Source organism: Grimontia sp. NTOU-MAR1, from assembly GCF_035758505.1.
Classification (GTDB): Bacteria; Pseudomonadota; Gammaproteobacteria; order Enterobacterales; family Vibrionaceae; genus Enterovibrio; species Enterovibrio marinus.
Genome location: NZ_CP142108.1, coordinates 2,520,061 through 2,539,643 on the forward strand (window position 1 = coordinate 2,520,061; position 19,583 = coordinate 2,539,643).

11 protein-coding genes, 3 tRNA genes and 3 rRNA genes are annotated in these 19,583 nt (G+C 50.2%); 10 read left to right on the forward strand and 7 right to left on the reverse strand.

The window, feature by feature from the left end; translation table 11 throughout:
- Positions 1 to 16 precede the first annotated feature (16 nt).
- Positions 17 to 2,182 carry a fatty acid oxidation complex subunit alpha FadB gene (fadB, locus tag VP504_RS11575; protein WP_325891295.1) on the reverse strand — a complete coding sequence of 722 codons (2,166 nt, stop codon included), beginning with the start codon at positions 2,180 to 2,182 and terminating at the stop codon, positions 17 to 19.
- Between the two features lie 253 nt (positions 2,183 to 2,435).
- Here fadB and VP504_RS11580 point away from each other — a divergent pair, with 253 nt between their 5' ends.
- From VP504_RS11580 to VP504_RS11620, 9 genes are all read left to right on the forward strand, one after another.
- On the forward strand, positions 2,436 to 3,062 hold the full coding sequence (locus VP504_RS11580; RefSeq protein WP_325891296.1) for a YigZ family protein: 627 nt from the start codon (positions 2,436 to 2,438) through the stop codon (positions 3,060 to 3,062).
- Between the two features lie 42 nt (positions 3,063 to 3,104).
- Entirely contained in the window at positions 3,105 to 4,562 is a 1,458-nt protein-coding gene (locus VP504_RS11585; protein WP_325891297.1) for a TrkH family potassium uptake protein, read from the forward strand.
- A gap of 20 nt (positions 4,563 to 4,582) precedes the next feature.
- A complete protein-coding gene (gene hemG, locus VP504_RS11590; RefSeq protein WP_325891299.1) occupies positions 4,583 to 5,107 on the forward strand; it encodes a menaquinone-dependent protoporphyrinogen IX dehydrogenase in 525 nt (174 codons plus the stop codon).
- Between the two features lie 568 nt (positions 5,108 to 5,675).
- A 16S ribosomal RNA gene (locus VP504_RS11595) occupies positions 5,676 to 7,228 on the forward strand.
- Between the two features lie 67 nt (positions 7,229 to 7,295).
- A tRNA-Ile gene (locus VP504_RS11600) sits at positions 7,296 to 7,372 on the forward strand.
- 104 nt (positions 7,373 to 7,476) lie between these two features.
- A tRNA-Ala gene (locus tag VP504_RS11605) sits at positions 7,477 to 7,552 on the forward strand.
- Positions 7,553 to 7,904: 352 nt separating this feature from the next.
- A 23S ribosomal RNA gene (locus VP504_RS11610) occupies positions 7,905 to 10,790 on the forward strand.
- A 123-nt stretch (positions 10,791 to 10,913) separates the two neighbouring features.
- Positions 10,914 to 11,029, forward strand: a 5S ribosomal RNA gene (gene rrf / locus VP504_RS11615).
- The 16S, 23S and 5S rRNA genes sit together here with 3 tRNA genes alongside, the layout of an rRNA operon.
- Positions 11,030 to 11,044: 15 nt before the next feature.
- A tRNA-Asp gene (locus VP504_RS11620) sits at positions 11,045 to 11,121 on the forward strand.
- 240 nt (positions 11,122 to 11,361) lie between these two features.
- Here VP504_RS11620 and VP504_RS11625 read toward each other — a convergent pair.
- Positions 11,362 to 11,655, reverse strand: a complete 294-nt coding sequence (locus tag VP504_RS11625; RefSeq protein WP_325891300.1) for a SemiSWEET transporter — start codon at positions 11,653 to 11,655, stop codon at positions 11,362 to 11,364.
- A gap of 94 nt (positions 11,656 to 11,749) precedes the next feature.
- Positions 11,750 to 12,634: an HTH-type transcriptional activator IlvY gene (gene ilvY, locus VP504_RS11630; protein WP_325891301.1), complete on the reverse strand. Its 885-nt coding sequence runs from the start codon at positions 12,632 to 12,634 to the stop codon at positions 11,750 to 11,752.
- A gap of 154 nt (positions 12,635 to 12,788) precedes the next feature.
- Here ilvY and ilvC point away from each other — a divergent pair, with 154 nt between their 5' ends.
- The gene (gene ilvC / locus VP504_RS11635; protein WP_325891303.1) at positions 12,789 to 14,273 is read left to right on the forward strand and encodes a ketol-acid reductoisomerase; all 1,485 of its coding nucleotides are present in this window, start codon (positions 12,789 to 12,791) and stop codon (positions 14,271 to 14,273) included.
- Positions 14,274 to 14,340: 67 nt separating this feature from the next.
- On the opposite strand, the gene ubiK is transcribed toward ilvC, so the two are convergent.
- The 4 genes from ubiK to VP504_RS11655 form a co-directional block, all read right to left on the reverse strand.
- Positions 14,341 to 14,601 carry a ubiquinone biosynthesis accessory factor UbiK gene (gene ubiK / locus VP504_RS11640; protein WP_002535501.1) on the reverse strand — a complete coding sequence of 87 codons (261 nt, stop codon included), beginning with the start codon at positions 14,599 to 14,601 and terminating at the stop codon, positions 14,341 to 14,343.
- Positions 14,602 to 14,743: 142 nt separating this feature from the next.
- Positions 14,744 to 17,830 (reverse strand): multidrug efflux RND transporter permease subunit, encoded by a 3,087-nt coding sequence (locus tag VP504_RS11645; protein WP_325891304.1) that lies wholly within the window; start codon positions 17,828 to 17,830, stop codon positions 14,744 to 14,746.
- 9 nt (positions 17,831 to 17,839) lie between these two features.
- The gene (locus tag VP504_RS11650) at positions 17,840 to 18,946 is read right to left on the reverse strand and encodes an efflux RND transporter periplasmic adaptor subunit (protein WP_325891305.1); all 1,107 of its coding nucleotides are present in this window, start codon (positions 18,944 to 18,946) and stop codon (positions 17,840 to 17,842) included.
- 14 nt (positions 18,947 to 18,960) lie between these two features.
- Entirely contained in the window at positions 18,961 to 19,530 is a 570-nt protein-coding gene (locus VP504_RS11655) for a TetR/AcrR family transcriptional regulator (protein ID WP_325891306.1), read from the reverse strand.
- Between the last annotated feature and the right edge of the window lie 53 nt (positions 19,531 to 19,583).

Consider the following 19,583-nt stretch of genomic DNA (forward strand, 5'->3'; position numbering starts at 1 on the left):
TCTCAATTCCTTGTGGTTAGGCAGACTGTCGTTGGGCATCGAAATACCCTTCGCCTTTGGCAGCTTTGTCGCGAAGACCTTGTGGCACTTTATAAGCAGGGCCCAGGTTGGCCAGTTGGTCAGCCATAGCAACATAGTTTGCCAGTCCAATGGTATCCAGATAGCGGAATACACCGCCTCGGAATGGAGGGAAGCCAAGGCCGTAAACCAGCGCCATGTCTGCTTCCTGAGGAGTCGCGATAATGCCTTCTTCCAGACAACGCACTACTTCGTTGATCATCGGCACCATCATGCGGTTGATGATCTCTTCGTCGCTATAATCGGTTGCTGAACCGAGTACTGATGACAGCAGGCCTGCGACATCGGCATCCACGTCTTTCTTAGGCTTGCCTTTACGGTCGACTGAGTATTTGTAGAAACCGACGCCATTCTTCTGACCAAAGCGCTCGGACTCAAACATCACATCGACAGCATCGCGGTAGCTTTTCGCCATACGTTCTGGGAAACCTTCTGCCATCACAGCCTGTGCATGGTGTGCAGTGTCAATGCCTACAACATCAAGTAGGTAAGCAGGGCCCATTGGCCAGCCGAACTTCTTCTCCATCACTTTGTCGACTTTGGTAAAGTCAGCACCGTCACGAAGCAGCATGCTGAAACCGGCAAAGTAGGGGAACAGCACGCGGTTTACGAAGAACCCTGGGCAATCGTTGACGACAACAGGGCTTTTACCCATCTTGGCGGCATATGCCACCACGCGTGCCACGGTTTCTTCTGAGGTATCCTTACCGCGAATGACTTCTACCAGTGGCATGCGGTGCACGGGGTTAAAGAAGTGCATGCCGCAGAAATTTTCTGGTCGCTTGAGCGATTTTGCCAACAGATCGATAGGAATCGTGGAGGTGTTGGAAGTCAGCACTGCACCTTCTGGTAGCAAGGCCTCCACTTCGCTCAGTACTGCCGCTTTCACTTTCGGATTCTCTACCACGGCTTCAACAACCACGTCAGATTGCTCGATACCTGCGTAGTGAAGGCTAGGGGTAATAGAGGCAAGTACCTCTGCCATTTTCAGACCGTTAAGACGACCCCGCTCCAATTGCTTGTTCAGCAGTTTGGAGGCTTCTTTCATGCCGGTTTCAAGCGAGGCCTGGCTAATGTCTTTCATCAGTACCGGCACACCTTTGCTGGCTGACTGGTAAGCGATGCCGCCACCCATGATGCCTGCGCCCAATACAGTGCCACGCTCAGTTGGCTTGCCTTCTTTAGCGGCTTTCTTGGCTTTGGATTTCAGGTACTGATCATTGAGGAAAATACCAACCAGTGCCTGAGTGACATCGTTCTTCGCCAGTTTGACGAAGTGTTTGTTCTCAACCAACAAGGCACCGTCGCGGTCGGAGCGTGACGCTTCTTCAATCGCCACAACTGCAGTCATAGGAGCTGGGTAGTGAGGACCTGCCACACGCGCCACCATGCCTTTGGCCATGGTGAAGCTCATGGTGGCTTCTATCTTGTTCAGTTGCAGTGGCGCTTTTTTCTGTGCGCGACGTGATTGCCAATCCAACTTGCCTTCAATGGCTTGCTTAGCAAGGGCAATCGCAGCATCACGCAGGTCATCCGGTGCCGTCACGGCATCAACCAGACCGATTTTGAGTGCGGCATCGGCTTTGCTTTCTTTACCAGCGGTGATGAGCTCCATCGCGGTATCAGCACCCACCAGACGAGGCATTCGCACGGTTCCGCCAAAGCCCGGCATGATGCCAAGTTTGGTTTCTGGCAGGCCGATGCGCGCGGTGGAATCAGCAATACGGAAATCAGTAGCAAGAATGCACTCGCAGCCACCACCTAGCGCGAAACCGGAAATGACGGAAACGGTAGGGAAAGGCAGATCTTCGAGTTTGTTGAAGATATCGTTCGCGTGCGTGACCCAATTTGAGAGCTCTTCCTCTGGCTTGGCAAACAGGCCAAGGAATTCAGTGATATCTGCGCCTACGACAAACGCTGGTTTGGCAGACGTCAGCAGCAGGGCTTTTACGTCGGACTTTTGCAAGAGAGCATTAAGCGCCTCGTTGAGACTTTCCAGTGTTGCAAGGTCGAATTTATTAACAGAGCCGGGTGCATCGAGGTTCAGCTCCGCGAGGCCATCTTCTAGATAGCGCACGGACAGGGTGTCACCTTGGTAAATCATGTTCTATCTCCGTATTGCCAGATCTTTGTCTGGTTTGGTTTACCTTTAGGTAGAGGGTAGTCGTTATAGTCAGCTTTAGTCTGAGCCGGGCTGAACAAAAAGGCAATAGAAATGTTAAACAGATGTTTGAAATTTGTGTTTAAACTATCTGTTTGAATCTTGCGTTCTCACTATTTCAACGAGTTAGCGCTTTTGCTGTGTTACGATTTTCTTGTGTTAAAATCCCGCGCCTTTTCAATTTATGGTGACTCGCATGAATATCTCGCCCTATCTGATCCCGTTATCACCCGTGATATCGGAAGAAGAGATAAAGAAGAGCCGCTTTATTACCTATCTCGCCCATACGCCAGGCATCGAAAGTGCCAAAGCGTTTGTGGCAAAAATCAAAGCGAAGCATGCTGATGCACGCCATAACTGTTGGGCATTCGTTGCTGGGCGTCCTGAAGACTCGATGAGTTGGGGCTTTAGTGATGACGGAGAACCTTCCGGCACGGCCGGTAAACCTATCCTTGCGCAGCTATCTGGCAGTGGTGTGGGTGAGGTCACTGCAGTGGTGACGCGCTACTATGGTGGTATCCGGCTGGGGACTGGTGGGCTTGTCAAAGCTTATGGTGGCGGTGTGCAACAGGCGCTACTGCAACTGGCAACGAAAGAGAAGGCGATTACGGTTCAGTTCACAATAAGCTGTGAATACCCTCACATTGCCTTGATCGAATCGATACTGGCTTCCCATAACGCGGTTCAGGTTAATACTGAATTCAGCCATAATGTGGAGATGACAGTGGAATTGGATGCACGGAGTGCCGAACAGATCGCAGCGGAGATTTTTAATCGCTCCCGCGGTCAGGTTAGCGTGGCCGGGCTTGATAAAAATACATAATTCAGGCTCACCCCTGAATATAAGGATGAGCCGTCCAAGGCTATGCAATTTCGTTCAATTATCCGGATTGTCGGGCTTCTTCTTGCCCTTTTCAGTATCACCATGCTGGCGCCAGCCGTGGTGGCATTCATTTACCGCGATGGTGAAGGTTTCCCTTTTGTTCTCACTTTCTTCCTTCTTCTCGCGGGCGGTGGTCTTCTTTGGTTTCCTAACCGACGTTTCAGACATGAATTGAAAGCCCGTGATGGCTTTTTGATTGTGGTGCTGTTCTGGACGGTAATCGGCAGCGCGGGGTCTATTCCGTTCATGCTGTCAGAACAACCCAATATGTCGGTAACCGACGCCTTCTTTGAATCTTTCTCAGGTCTTACGACGACCGGGGCAACGGTGATGGTGGGGCTCGACAACCTGCCAAAAGCGGTACTGTTTTATCGTCAGCTTCTGCAATGGTTCGGGGGCATGGGTATCATTGTGCTCGCAGTCGCCATTCTACCAGTGCTTGGTATCGGTGGTATGCAGCTATACCGTGCTGAAATCCCGGGCCCGGTTAAAGACAGCAAGATGACACCGCGTATTGCAGAAACGGCGAAAGCGCTTTGGTATATCTATCTTGCGCTGACCGTTTCCTGCGCATCGGCTTACTGGCTGGCGGGGATGTCGGTATTCGATGCTATCAGCCACAGCTTTTCTACAGTCGCGATCGGCGGATTCTCAACCCATGATGCAAGTATCGGCTATTTCAACAGCCCGGCGATTAACTTCATCACAGTGTTCTTCCTCTTTATTTCAGCGTGTAATTTCTCGTTACACTTCGCCGCTTTTGCCAGTGGCAAGCTACATCCCGGTTTCTATTTCAAAGACCCAGAGTTCCGTGCGTTTATAGTGATCCAGCTTATCTTGCTGGCGATTGTGTTCGGCATGTTGATCAACCATGGCACTTACGAGTCTGAGTTCGAAGCTTTTAACCAAGCCATCTTCCAGACAGTATCAATTTCCACGACAGCGGGTTATACCACGACGAGTTTTTCTGAATGGCCATTATTCCTGCCGGTGCTTTTACTGTTTTCCTCTTTTATAGGTGGTTGTGCAGGCTCAACGGGTGGCGGTATGAAAGTGATCCGAATCCTGCTGCTGTCACTGCAAGGTTCTCGTGAACTGAAACGTCTGGTGCACCCAAGGGCGGTGTACACCATCAAAGTGGGCAACAAAGCATTGCCTCAACAGGTGGTGGATGCAGTCTGGGGATTCTTCTCGGCCTATGCACTGGTATTTGTCATCTGTATGCTAGGGCTTATCACGACAGGTATTGATGAGTTAACTGCGTTCTCTGCGGTTGCAGCAACCCTTAACAACCTTGGTCCTGGTCTCGGTCAAGTAGCGGTTCACTTTGGCGATATAAATAGTGGCGCGAAATGGGTACTGATAGTCTCCATGCTTTTTGGACGTCTCGAAGTGTTCACCTTACTGGTTCTTTTCACGCCGACCTTCTGGCGTAGCTAACAGCTTTTATAGGAATAATGATGAAAAAGGCGCTTTTACTTCACTCAAGCCGTGAAGGACAGACAGTAAAGATTCTTCGTTCTATTGAAAGCGAATTGGCAGGTAATTACGAATGTGAGCTGGTGGACCTGCACGACATGCCGAAGCTGAATTGGGCAGAATATGATAAGGTACTGATTGGTGCGTCAATTCGCTATGGTCACTTGAATAAGAAGCTGTACCGTTTTATCGAAAACAACCTCTCTGCGCTCAATGAAAAGAAAGCTGCCTTTTTCTGCGTAAATCTGACAGCTCGCAAACCTGGTAAAGACACACCGGAAGGTAGTGTCTATATGAAGAAGTTCAGAAAGCTGTCGCCTTGGCAGCCAGAACTGCAAGATGTGTTCGCCGGTGCGCTCTATTATCCCCGCTATAAGCTTTTCGATCGTGTCATGATTCAGTTCATTATGAAGATGACAGGTGGCGAAACTGACCCAACCAAAGAAATTGAGTACACCAATTGGGATAGAGTGAAGAACTTTTCAGAGCGATTTCGTTCACTTTAATGCTGTTTTGGGCGAAAAGTAATCGAACGCATCGTTTTTCATAAAAAACTTCAAAAAAGGCCTTGCCAGAATTTCAGACCTCCCTATAATGCCGCCTCACCGACACGGAGAGCGGCTCCCACCGCGGAAACGCCCACTCAAATCGGTACGGCGAAGGCCTCAAAAATTGAGTTGAAATAAACGCTTGACGCGCTGTTTCGAATCAGTAAAATGGCCGCCCGCTTCGAAGGGGAATTCACCCCGAGAGGCAAGTCAACAAGGTGTTTTGAGGGTTGCGAAAGCAACGCTGAAAAATCTCAAAATTTCTTCTTGACTTCATCGCCCGGCAGCGTAAAATTCGCAGCCCTGACGGTGAGAAGCGACGCTTCTTCAAGTCAACGTTCTTTAACAATTTGACCTATGCAATCTGTGTGGGCACTCGTGATTGATAGACAAAAGATTTATCGATGTTTACTGAGTGACCAAACGAAATAACTTCGGTTATATCGGCACAGTCAATTCGTTTTGCTTCTGCTTTTTTAAAAAGCGGAGACAAAACAACAACAGTATTTCATCGAGCCAAAAACTTTAATTGAAGAGTTTGATCATGGCTCAGATTGAACGCTGGCGGCAGGCCTAACACATGCAAGTCGAGCGGCAGCGACAATAAAGATTCTTCGGATGATTTATTGGGCGGCGAGCGGCGGACGGGTGAGTAATGGCTGGGAACCTGCCTGGTAGAGGGGGATAACCACTGGAAACGGTGGCTAATACCGCATGATGTCTTTGGACCAAAGAGGGGGACCTTATGGCCTCTCGCTACCGGATGGGCCCAGTTGGGATTAGCTAGTTGGTGGGGTAAAGGCTCACCAAGGCGACGATCCCTAGCTGGTTTGAGAGGATGATCAGCCACACTGGAACTGAGACACGGTCCAGACTCCTACGGGAGGCAGCAGTGGGGAATATTGCACAATGGGCGCAAGCCTGATGCAGCCATGCCGCGTGTGTGAAGAAGGCCTTCGGGTTGTAAAGCACTTTCAGCCGTGAGGAAGGCATTGTACTTAATACGTGCAGTGTTTGACGTTAGCGGCAGAAGAAGCACCGGCTAACTCCGTGCCAGCAGCCGCGGTAATACGGAGGGTGCGAGCGTTAATCGGAATTACTGGGCGTAAAGCGCATGCAGGCGGTCTGTTAAGCAAGATGTGAAAGCCCCGGGCTTAACCTGGGAAAGTCATTTTGAACTGGCAGGCTAGAGTCTTGTAGAGGGGGGTAGAATTTCAGGTGTAGCGGTGAAATGCGTAGAGATCTGAAGGAATACCGGTGGCGAAGGCGGCCCCCTGGACAAAGACTGACGCTCAGATGCGAAAGCGTGGGGAGCAAACAGGATTAGATACCCTGGTAGTCCACGCCGTAAACGATGTCTACTTGGAGGCTGTAGTCTAGAACTGTGGCTTTCGGAGCTAACGCGTTAAGTAGACCGCCTGGGGAGTACGGTCGCAAGATTAAAACTCAAATGAATTGACGGGGGCCCGCACAAGCGGTGGAGCATGTGGTTTAATTCGATGCAACGCGAAGAACCTTACCTACTCTTGACATCCACAGAAGCCGGAAGAGATTCTGGTGTGCCTTCGGGAACTGTGAGACAGGTGCTGCATGGCTGTCGTCAGCTCGTGTTGTGAAATGTTGGGTTAAGTCCCGCAACGAGCGCAACCCTTATCCTTGTTTGCCAGCGAGTAATGTCGGGAACTCCAGGGAGACTGCCGGTGATAAACCGGAGGAAGGTGGGGACGACGTCAAGTCATCATGGCCCTTACGAGTAGGGCTACACACGTGCTACAATGGCATATACAGAGGGCAGCGAGGCAGCGATGTGAAGCGAATCCCAGAAAGTATGTCGTAGTCCGGATTGGAGTCTGCAACTCGACTCCATGAAGTCGGAATCGCTAGTAATCGTGGATCAGAATGCCACGGTGAATACGTTCCCGGGCCTTGTACACACCGCCCGTCACACCATGGGAGTGGGCTGCACCAGAAGTAGATAGCTTAACCTTCGGGAGGGCGTTTACCACGGTGTGGTTCATGACTGGGGTGAAGTCGTAACAAGGTAGCCCTAGGGGAACCTGGGGCTGGATCACCTCCTTAACGATACTATTGATGCCAGTGTCCACACAGATTGCTACGGTCAAAAAGAAAAAGAACATACTTAGATGGGTCTGTAGCTCAGGTGGTTAGAGCGCACCCCTGATAAGGGTGAGGTCGGTGGTTCAAGTCCACTCAGACCCACCAACCACTTCCAACACTGCGTTGTGAAACTCGTCGTTTAGCGAACTAAACGTCCTTCTTTCACCCCTTGTTTTGAAAGCGGTTGGTCAATAGCTAAGTATCGGTGTGGGGCTATAGCTCAGCTGGGAGAGCGCTTGATTTGCATTCAAGAGGTCTGCGGTTCGATCCCGCATAGCTCCACCACTCTTTAAGCACACTTCTCTTCGAACAGAGAATGGTGAGTGTTCTTAAAAAGTGGTTGTTCACTAGAACACATCACATGCTCTTTAAAAATCTGGAAAGCTGACTAAACAAACTGATTCAGTTTGTTTGTAAAAGTTCTCAAATGTTGATTCTTCGGAATTAACACCAAACACATTCAAGTGTTCTTGGTTTCATCCTTTCCTAGGAAGTGATGAACAATATTTGAGTCCGGCGAAATCGTTCATCGCTTTATGTTTCCGCTTTTTAAGAAAAAGCAGAGGCAAAAAGGGTGAACATGTTCTTATAAGAACACCTTGGTTGTTTAAACCTACGAAACCTCTTGGGGTTGTATGGTTAAGTGACTAAGCGTACACGGTGGATGCCTTGGCAGTCAGAGGCGATGAAGGACGTAGTAACTTGCGATAAGCCCAGATAAGGCAGTAACAGCCATTTGAATCTGGGATGTCCGAATGGGGAAACCCACTGGCATAAGCCAGTATCCCACACTGAATACATAGGTTGTGGAGGCGAACTCGGGGAACTGAAACATCTAAGTACCCGAAGGAAAAGAAATCAATTGAGATTCCGGCAGTAGCGGCGAGCGACCCCGGATTAGCCCTTAAGCGTTTTATGAGTTAGTGGAAGCCTCTGGAAAGTGGCGCGATACAGGGTGATAGCCCCGTACACGACGGCTTGTTTAACGTGAAAACGAGTAGGACGGGACACGTGTTATCTTGTCTGAAGATGGGGGGACCATCCTCCAAGGCTAAATACTCCTGACTGACCGATAGTGAACCAGTACCGTGAGGGAAAGGCGAAAAGAACCCCTGTGAGGGGAGTGAAACAGAACCTGAAACCGTGTACGTACAAGCAGTGGGAGCCTACGTGTTAGGTGACTGCGTACCTTTTGTATAATGGGTCAGCGACTTACGTTATGTAGCAAGGTTAACCGCATAGGGGAGCCGTAGGGAAACCGAGTCTTAACTGGGCGATGAGTTGCATGACGTAGACCCGAAACCGAGTGATCTAGCCATGGGCAGGTTGAAGATTGAGTAACATCAATTGGAGGACCGAACCGACTAATGTTGAAAAATTAGCGGATGACTTGTGGCTAGGGGTGAAAGGCCAATCAAACTCGGAGATAGCTGGTTCTCCCCGAAAGCTATTTAGGTAGCGCCTCGGACGAATACTACTGGGGGTAGAGCACTGTTAAGGCTAGGGGGTCATCCCGACTTACCAACCCTTTGCAAACTCCGAATACCAGTAAGTACTATCCGGGAGACACACGGCGGGTGCTAACGTCCGTCGTGGAGAGGGAAACAACCCAGACCGCCAGCTAAGGTCCCCAAGTTATCGCTAAGTGGGAAACGATGTGGGAAGGCTCAGACAGCCAGGATGTTGGCTTAGAAGCAGCCATCATTTAAAGAAAGCGTAATAGCTCACTGGTCGAGTCGGCCTGCGCGGAAGATGTAACGGGGCTAAGCGATACACCGAAGCTGCGGCAGATATTTATATCTGGGTAGGGGAGCGTTCTGTAAGCCGTAGAAGGTGGTCTGTAAGGGCTGCTGGAGGTATCAGAAGTGCGAATGCTGACATGAGTAACGACAAAGGGGGTGAAAAACCTCCTCGCCGGAAGACCAAGGGTTCCTGTCCAACGTTAATCGGGGCAGGGTAAGTCGGCCCCTAAGGCGAGGCCGAAAGGCGTAGTCGATGGGAAACGGGTTAATATTCCCGTACTGCTGATAACTGCGATGGGGGGACGGAGAAGGCTAGGTGGGCCTCGCGACGGTTGTCGAGGTTCAAGTGCGTAGGTGGGTGTCTTAGGCAAATCCGGGACGCTATACACTGAGACACGATGTCGAGTCACTACGGTGATGAAGTCATTGATGCCATGCTTCCGGGAAAAGCCTCTAAGCTTCAGGTTATCAGGAACCGTACCCCAAACCGACACAGGTGGTCGGGTAGAGAATACCAAGGCGCTTGAGAGAACTCGGGTGAAGGAACTAGGCAAAATGGTACCGTAACTTCGGGAGAAGGTACGCTGCCCATGGTGAAGTCCCTTGCGGATGGAGCTGAGGGCAGTCGCAGATACCAGGTGGCTGCAACTGTTTATTAAAAACATAGCACTGTGCAAAATCGAAAGATGACGTATACGGTGTGACGCCTGCCCGGTGCCGGAAGGTTAATTGATGGGGTTAGACTTCGGTCGAAGCTCTTGATCGAAGCCCCGGTAAACGGCGGCCGTAACTATAACGGTCCTAAGGTAGCGAAATTCCTTGTCGGGTAAGTTCCGACCTGCACGAATGGCGTAATGATGGCCACGCTGTCTCCACCCGAGACTCAGTGAAATTGAAATCGCAGTGAAGATGCTGTGTACCCGCGGCTAGACGGAAAGACCCCGTGAACCTTTACTACAGCTTGGCACTGAACATTGAGCCTACATGTGTAGGATAGGTGGGAGGCTTTGAAACACAGACGCCAGTTTGTGTGGAGCCGACCTTGAAATACCACCCTTGTATGTTTGATGTTCTAACTTAGGCCCCTTATCGGGGTTGAGGACAGTGCCTGGTGGGTAGTTTGACTGGGGCGGTCTCCTCCCAAAGCGTAACGGAGGAGCACGAAGGTGGGCTAATCACGGTCGGACATCGTGAGGTTAGTGCAATGGCATAAGCCCGCTTGACTGCGAGAATGACGGTTCGAGCAGGTGCGAAAGCAGGTCATAGTGATCCGGTGGTTCTGAATGGAAGGGCCATCGCTCAACGGATAAAAGGTACTCCGGGGATAACAGGCTGATACCGCCCAAGAGTTCATATCGACGGCGGTGTTTGGCACCTCGATGTCGGCTCATCACATCCTGGGGCTGAAGTCGGTCCCAAGGGTATGGCTGTTCGCCATTTAAAGTGGTACGCGAGCTGGGTTTAGAACGTCGTGAGACAGTTCGGTCCCTATCTGCCGTGGGCGTTGGATGATTGAGAGGGGCTGCTCCTAGTACGAGAGGACCGGAGTGGACGAACCTCTGGTGTTCGGGTTGTCACGCCAGTGGCATTGCCCGGTAGCTAAGTTCGGCATCGATAACCGCTGAAAGCATCTAAGCGGGAAGCGAGCCTCAAGATGAGTCATCCCTAGGACTTAAAGTCCTCTAAAGGGTTGTTGGAGACGACGACGTAGATAGGTCAGGTGTGTAAGCGCTGCGAGGCGTTGAGCTAACTGATACTAATTGCCCGTGAGGCTTAACCATACAACACCCAAGGGGTTTTGACGGACTCAGAGAGAACCTTGAATGTGTAAGAACGAGAATAACAAACAGCTTTCCAAGATTTTGGTTTTCACCTTTTTAAAGGTAAAGACTTAGCAGAATTTGCTTGGCGACCATAGCGTTATGGACCCACCTGACTCCATGCCGAACTCAGTAGTGAAACGTAACAGCGCCGATGGTAGTGTGGGGTCTCCCCATGTGAGAGTAGGACATCGCCAGGCTTCCAATTTAAGTGTGGAGCGGTAGTTCAGTTGGTTAGAATACCGGCCTGTCACGCCGGGGGTCGCGGGTTCGAGTCCCGTCCGCTCCGCCACTTCTTAGAGAAACCTCAGTCGAAAGGCTGAGGTTTTTTGCTATCTGCGCTCCCTGAAAAGTGCTTCACACCTTGGGTGAGGGCACTGGCCGTGCGCAACTAGGCATCCCTATTGAGTCCTACCTGCTCCGCCTCTTACTAAGAAACCTCAGGCTGTACGCCCCGGTCGAGTGACAGAGGTTTTTCTATCAACATCATATGTGCAACCTCCTAATGAGTATCTGTATTAAAGGCTCCTGTTTAGAAGATGATGCCTACACGTGCAATGATCCCTGCGACCATGGCCAAATACATTAAAAACCCTAAGCCATTACCTACCCATATCGTTGGGTTCTTGTGGTAAAGCCCATAAATGGTCCAGAGCATGGCAATAAAAGAATAGAGCACCCAGGTTGTCAGGGATAACCCTGCGGCGTGCTCACTGTGTGAGAAGTAGAGTTTATAGATTTGAGGTAACGTTGCTAAAGGACTGACCAAGCCCATCACGAGCATCAAAGGTTCCAGTGCCTTCCCAATCTTTTCAACTACGCTCATTGCTCACCTCACTTGTGTTAATTTTTAGTGAGGATAGTCAGGAGATATGCCTGTTGCTGCTCTTCGAGATACCGATGCTGAGACAGTATCGCAACTAGATCGTTTTCCCTTCTGCTACGTCCCATAGCGCTTTAATAAGCGGGTTATCTATTTGCGATCGTAGACAGCACACTCCTAGCTCGAATGGCTTGATGGGGGCTAGCTTGAGCTTTTCGATTTTATCCCTGACAGGACTGTTATTGATTACCACATCCGGCGCAATTCCCACACCGCATCCAAGCGCTACCATGCTCACGATGGCTTCATGGCCGGAAACCTGCGCGTAGATATTGGGTTTGATTTTCATCTTTTTAAACCAGGTGTTCGCGCGCTCTCTGGCAGTTCCTGCTTCCGGCACGATAAATGGAATAGAAGACCAATCAGGATCTTCACTTTGCAGGGTATCGGCGAAACTGCTGACACCTGCAGGTGCGATAACAGATAGCGGGATATCACTGATAGGCTCAAATGAAACTTTAGAAGGAAGCTGTTCAGGCAACGCGGATATTGCAATGTCGGCTTCATCAGAGAGTACTTTATCTATCGCCTGTGCCGGGTCTCCGGTAGATACCTTAAGCTCAATAAGTGGGTGTCTTAAGCGAAACTCTGATAACAGCTCAGGTAAATGGCTATAACTTGCGGTGACTGAACAGAACAGCCTTATCTCGCCGACTAGCTCATTCCCTGAGGTATTAAACTGACTCTGGTATTGCTGCCATTCAGACAGAATTCTCATCGCGACAGGTAATAGCTTTTTCCCCGCCAGTGTTAGCTCTACGCTTCGGTTATCCCTCAGAAAAAGCTGCTGTTCAGCTTCCTGCTCAAGCTTCTGTATTTGTCGGCTTAGCGCTGAGGGACTGATGTGCATTGCCGCGGCTGTTTTGGAGAAACTTTTACTGTCACATAGGTGTATGAACAGCTGAAGATGTTTGATGTTCATCGCTTAACTTCCATGTTGCAAAAAATGCAATTACATGTTGTGAATATATCACTTTAAGCAACTAATTACCTGATCTATGATGGGGGCAATTCGATGCAACAGATTGTCATTTTCGCATCGCCAAAGGACAAAATTTTTTCACGGAGTATTCGACATGTCTAACTATTTCAATACCTTGAACTTGCGTGAGCAATTAGCTCAGCTGGGTGTTTGCCGTTTTATGGATAAAGCGGAATTCGCCAATGAAGCAGATTACCTGAAAGGCAAGAAGGTTGTTATCGTGGGTTGTGGTGCACAGGGCCTGAACCAAGGTCTTAACATGCGCGACTCGGGTCTGGACGTGTCTTACGCTCTGCGTCAGGCTGCGATTGACGAGCAACGCCAATCTTACAAAAACGCGAAAGAAAACGGCTTCAACGTAGATAACTACGAAAACCTGATCCCTCAGGCTGATCTGGTCGTTAACCTGACTCCAGACAAACAACACACTGCAGTTGTTAACGCTGTGATGCCTCTGATGAAAGAAGGCGCTGCGCTGGGCTACTCACACGGTTTCAATATCGTTGAAGAAGGTATGCAGGTTCGTAGTGACCTGACCGTTGTGATGGTTGCTCCTAAGTGCCCAGGTACTGAAGTGCGTGAAGAGTACAAGCGTGGCTTCGGTGTTCCAACACTGATGGCAGTTCACCCAGAGAACGATCCAAAAGGCGAAGGCCATGAGATTGCAAAAGCATGGGCAGCTGCAACTGGTGGTCATCGTGCAGGCGTTTTAGAGTCTTCTTTCGTTGCGGAAGTAAAATCTGACCTGATGGGTGAGCAAACTATCCTGTGTGGCATGCTGCAGGCAGGCTCTATCGTTTGTTACGAGAAGATGATTGCCGACGGTATCGATGCGGGTTACGCGGGTAAACTGCTGCAGTTTGGTTGGGAAACTATCACTGAAGCACTGAAGTTTGGCGGTATCACTCACATGATGGATCGCCTGTCTAACCCGGCAAAAGTAAAAGCATTCGAACTATCTGAAGATCTGAAAGACCTGATGCGCCCGCTGTACAACAAGCACATGGACGACATTATCTCTGGTCACTTCTCATCAACCATGATGGCTGACTGGGCGAACGATGACGTGAACCTGCTGGGCTGGCGTGCAGAAACTGCTGAAACGGCATTTGAAAACTACCCAGAAACTGACGCGAAGATTTCTGAGCAAGAGTACTTCGACAACGGTATCCTGATGGTTGCGATGGTTCGCGCGGGTGTTGAACTGGCGTTTGAAGCTATGACTGCATCAGGCATTATCGAAGAGTCTGCATACTACGAGTCACTGCACGAGCTGCCACTGATTGCAAACACCATCGCACGTAAGCGTCTGTACGAAATGAACGTGGTTATCTCTGATACTGCAGAGTACGGTAACTACCTCTTCGCTAACGTTGCAACGCCGCTGCTGCGTGAGAAGTTCATGCCGCTGGTTGGTACTGACGTGATTGGTAAAGGGCTGGGTGAAACTGGCAACCACGTTGACAACCAAACGCTGATCGACGTGAACGAAGCTCTGCGCAACCACCCAGTAGAGTGGATTGGTCAGGAGCTGCGTGGCTACATGACTGACATGAAGCGCATTGCAGTGGGTGACTAATCACCGCAATAGATAAATACGAAAAACCCGGCAATAGCCGGGTTTTTTTATGTCTTTCGTTTTGCGTTTAAGCGTCAGACTTCTCGTTAAGCTTCTGCTCAAACTCAGCCAGTTTCTGTTCCATTTCAGTCAGCTTTTGACGGGTACGAAGCAAAACCTGCGTCTGAACATCAAACTCTTCGCGACTGACAACATCCAGTTTAGCCAGCTGTGATTGGATCACCTCACGAACCTTCTGCTCAACATCATTACCCAGGTCTTTTACCGGCTTCGGCATAGACTCATGGATTTGCTTGGCAATTTGCTCCAACTTTTTTGGGTCGAACATGCGTTACTCCTTATTTTGATGCCGTTATTCTAAGCAACACCTGACCTTTTGTCGAAAGTGTCTTATCGCAAAAGACTACTACTCATTACGCTGAAAAAAGAAAAGGGTCTCAATCGAGACCCTTTACGATATTGGAAGAATATCAGTGCGCGGGTTTTTCCTGCGCTGAAACATCCAAATCTTCTTCAAACTCTGGCAGTGGCTCGTGCTTGCTCGCCAGATAGGTGTAGATCACCGGTAGTACAAACAGGGTGAACAGGGTACCAATCGCCAGACCGGCAACGATCACGATACCGATACTGAAGCGCTGTGCGGCACCTGCACCGGTGGCGTACATCAGCGGGATAAGACCTGCGATCATCGCTGCTGTGGTCATCAGGATTGGACGCAGACGCACTTTCGCGGCCTCCATAACGGCTTCCATCTTATTCATACCACGATGAAGCTGCTCTTCTTTTGCCACCTCACAGATAAGGATACCGTGCTTGGTGATAAGACCGATCAGCGTGATGAGACCTACCTGAGAGTAGATGTTCATTGATGCTGCGCCCCAAGCGAGGGCAATCAATGCGCCACAGATAGCCAGTGGTACAGAGACCAGAATCACCAGTGGATCACGCAGCGATTCGAACTGAATCGCCAGAACCAGGAAGATCACCGCCAGTGCCAGCATAAAGGTACCTACCAGTGCGCTACCTTCCGTCACGAACTGACGGGCTTCGCCGAGGTAATCGTGTTGGTAACCGCGGGGAAGTTTCTCTGCTGCGATATTCTCAAACCAGTTGATGGCATCGCCCATCGCAACGCCTGGCGCTGCAACGGCACCTATGGTTGCAGAGTTCAGCTGGTTGAAGTGAGGCAGGGCGCGAGGTTCGGCTACCACATCAATGGTGATCAGTGAGCCCAATGGCACAGCTTCACCGTTCGCCGAACGTACGTAATAACCTTTGATGGACTCTGGGTTCAGCCGGTACTTACGCTCAACCTGAGGGATAACCTCATAGGAACGGCCATCCAGATCGATACGGTTCACGTAACCGTCAGCCATCATGGTGCCTAAGGTGATACCGATGTCCTGCATGGTCACACCGTATGCGCCAGCTTTGTCTTTGTCGATGTTGATTTTCATCGTCGCCGAATCGAAGTTCAAATCCATGTCAGAATAAACAAACATAGAGTTGCTCTTCACCTCAGACAGTACGTCTGACGCTACCTGGAACAGGCTCTCGAAGTTGCTTGGTGTGGTGATGACGAACTGGATAGGCAGACCGGAAGACGCACCTGGAAGTTCAGGCATCTGGAAGGCAGTCACCGCCATACCCGGGATGTCTTTCACTTCCTCAGTCATACGCTTCACGATGTCTGCCTGGCTGGCTTCACGTTCACTCCAAGGCACCAAAGAGGCGATACCAAATGCCTGATTGGACTTTGGCACACCAGAGAATACCTGCGAGAAGGCCACTTCTGGCTGATCAGCCAGTTTCTGGTTAACTTCCGCCATGGTGTTCTGGATGTAATCTAAGTTTGCTGTCGATGGCGCTGTACCCATCATCACCAGCACGCCTTTATCTTCCGCGGGTGCAAGTTCACTAGGAATGAACTTGAACAGCAGTGGCAAGCTGACAAACACGATCACCGCGAAGGTAATGATGACAGGACGAACCTTCATCACGCCGCCCAGCATGCGGGCATAGCCCTCGGTCATGCGATCAAGGAAGTGATGCACTTTCGCTTCGAACTTGCTTGGCTGCTCGTTGGCTTTCAGCATCTTCGAACACATCATCGGCGACAGGGTCAGCGCGATAATACCGGAGACAAATACCGCACCAGCCAGCGTCAGGGCGAACTCTTTGAACAGCGAGCCAGTAATTCCCCCCATCAGCGCGATAGGTGCATATACCGCGGCCAGCGTCAGTGTCATCGAAATGACGGGCACGGCAATTTCGCGAGTACCGATGATGGCGGCGCGGAATGGGGATTCCCCGAGCTTGATGTGTCGGTCGACGTTCTCCAGAACAACGATGGCATCATCCACCACCAGACCGATAGCCAGTACCATCGCCAGCAGTGTCATCAGGTTCAGAGAGAATCCGAACAGCTCCATCATCATGGCCACACCGATCAGTGATAGCGGAATAGTGATGATTGGGATGAGTACCGCACGGAATGAGCCCAGGAACAGGGTGATCACCACCAGTACGATAAGTGCTGCTTCGATGATGGTTTTCACTACCTCGTGAATCGATTCGTTGATGGCAACGGTCGAGTCATAAAGTACGTTCATCTTGATGGTGCTTGGCATGTTGCGCTCAAGCTCTGGGAGCTTCTCAAGCACATCTGCCGCGATGTTTATTGGGTTGGCGGTTGGTGCGGCGTTAATGGCTGCAACCACAGCTTCTGAGCCGTTTGCTGTCGCACGGTAAACGTCATGACTCTTCTCAAGTGACACTTTCGCAATGTCGCCCAGACGAATGACCTGACCTTTCTGGGTGGCAACAACCAGTCGTTTGAGCTCTTCGGTGTCAGAAACCTGAGTGTTTGCCGAACCGTTGTATACCATGTAAGTACCGATGGACTGACCGGTCGCAGACTGGAAGTTGTTGGCGTTCAATACGCCCATTACATCCGTTGCTGTCAGGTTGAAGGCCGCCATTTTCGCCGGATCCAGCCACACGCGCAGCGCGTACTTCAGACCACCGTACAAGTCGATACTTGCTACACCGTTTACGGTAAACAGTTGAGGCTTGGTTACACGTTCCAAGTAGTCAGTGATCTGGCTGGAATCGAGCTCTTCCGACGTAAAGCCGATGTACATTACTGCGGTAGTCGAACCGGTCGACATTGACACCGACGGGTCTTCTGACTCGCCGGGCAGCTGTGCACGTACCGAGTTCACCTTCGCCAGAATGTCAGCAAGCGCCGCATTTGGATCGGTATTGAGCTTCATGTACGCCGTAATGGTCGATTTACCCAGCACCGATTCCGAGGTCATGAAATCGATGTTGTCCGCCTGTGCGACGGCCTGCTCAAGTGGCGTAGTAATAAAGCCCTGAATGAGGTCAGCACTCGCACCATAGTAACTGGTGGAGATGGTGACCACCGTATTGGTCATGTCCGGGTATTCCCGCACCTGCATCTTGAACATCGACTGCAGGCCAAGCAGTGCGATCAGAAAACTGATCGACACCGCCAGTACCGGACGCTTGATGAAAATATCAGTGAATTTCATAGCGGCCTCTTAAAGTTGTGGCAGCTCTGCCGGTGGGTTGAGGGCATCACTTTCCACAACACGTACTTTCGCACCGTTGCTAAGACGCACCTGACCGGAAGTCACGACTTTGTCACCTGGCTCCAGACCTTCCAGCACGTGCGCGATGTGATCTTTACGCTCACCGACTTTCACAACTTGCTGATAGGCTCGGGTTGCGCCGTCTTCCTCACGCAGTACATATACGTTCTCACCGTAGAGGGTGAAGTTGATGGCAGTCTGATCGACAACGATTTGATCTTCAAACGTCGGCAGAATGATATTTGCACGGGCAAACATACCTGAGCGCAGTTGGCCGTGGTTGTTTGGAATGTCTGCTTGTACCTGGATTAGACCACTCTGAAAGTTAACTGCAGGCTCGATTGCGCTTATCTTGCCGGTAAATGGTGTATCTGGGTAGGCATCTACCGAGATATCAATTTGTTGACCCAGCTTGATTTTCGCAATGTCGGTTTGTGGCACAGTAAAGCGCAGACGCATGATTGACGTGTCTTCCAGACGTACGATTTCTGTGCCTGGTTGTAAGTATTCACCTAGGAAGACGTTGCGCAGACCGACGACACCATCAAATGGTGCATCAATGGTACGGCGATCAATCGACGCATTTAGACTTTCAATATCAGCTTGTAGTGAACGGAAATTCGCTTCGGCTTCATCCAGAGCTTCTTTAGAAATTGAGCCTTTACGGAACAGGCCTTGGTAGCGCTTGAACTTCGCTTCAGCAGCAGGCAAGCGAGCTTGGGTACTCTTTAGGTTCGCGACTTCTACTTTTGAGTCCAATGCCAGCAAGACATCACCTTGTTTGACGGCCTGACCGGATTCAAAGTTGATGTTTTCAATGACGCCGCTAACTTCTGTAGTCAGGGTAACACCCTGGTTCGGTTCGATAAAACCAATTGCCTCAATGGTAGGGATCCAATCGACTGAAACCATTTCCACGGCGGTGACCGGGAATTCCGGCTCAGGCATGTTTGCCATGTATTCGGCAATTTTCTGTTGCTTGAACATGTTAAAGCCAATCACGGTGCCGAATAGCAAAACCGCCACGACTAACATGACTACAAACCATTTCTTCATTTAGATTGCTCCGATTATCTATGAAGGCAGATAGCATCCCAGCAAGCGTTGATAGTATCCTCGATTGCTGATTCATCTAGTTCTATAACCCCTCGTACCTGCTTGCGTGCAAGGCAAACAGCTGGCTCGATACCAATGCCGGAAAGCACTGAAGTCGAGAGGGGTTTAAACGTTCCGTCTGCAATTCCTGATTCGAAAAACTGGTGGATAGGACCAAAAGCTTTTAAATCTAATAGGCGTTGTTCACCGTTTCTCTGATAGGGCAGACTGTCAAATTGTTCCCGATTGATTGCGTTATCGTCTCGGCGAATGGTTAGGTGCCAAGCATTTAGCCAAAGCGTGACGAATTGTTGTTTTAACGGCTTATCCGCATCATGGCCTTCCAACATCTTGGTGGCACATTGCTGAACCACATGATTTCGGAGTTGGCTTAATAAGTCGTTTTTATCTGAAAAGTAACGATAAATGGTGCCAGCGGCGACGCCGGCTTCCTTGGCCACCATTTGCATCGATAGGCGGTCGAAGCCATGTTTAGCCAGTAATCGTTCCGTAGCTTCCAGGATCTGTGTTTTCTTATCAGACATAACACAGTGCTCCAGTGAATGAACGTTCATTCATTGTATTAATTTTGTTACAC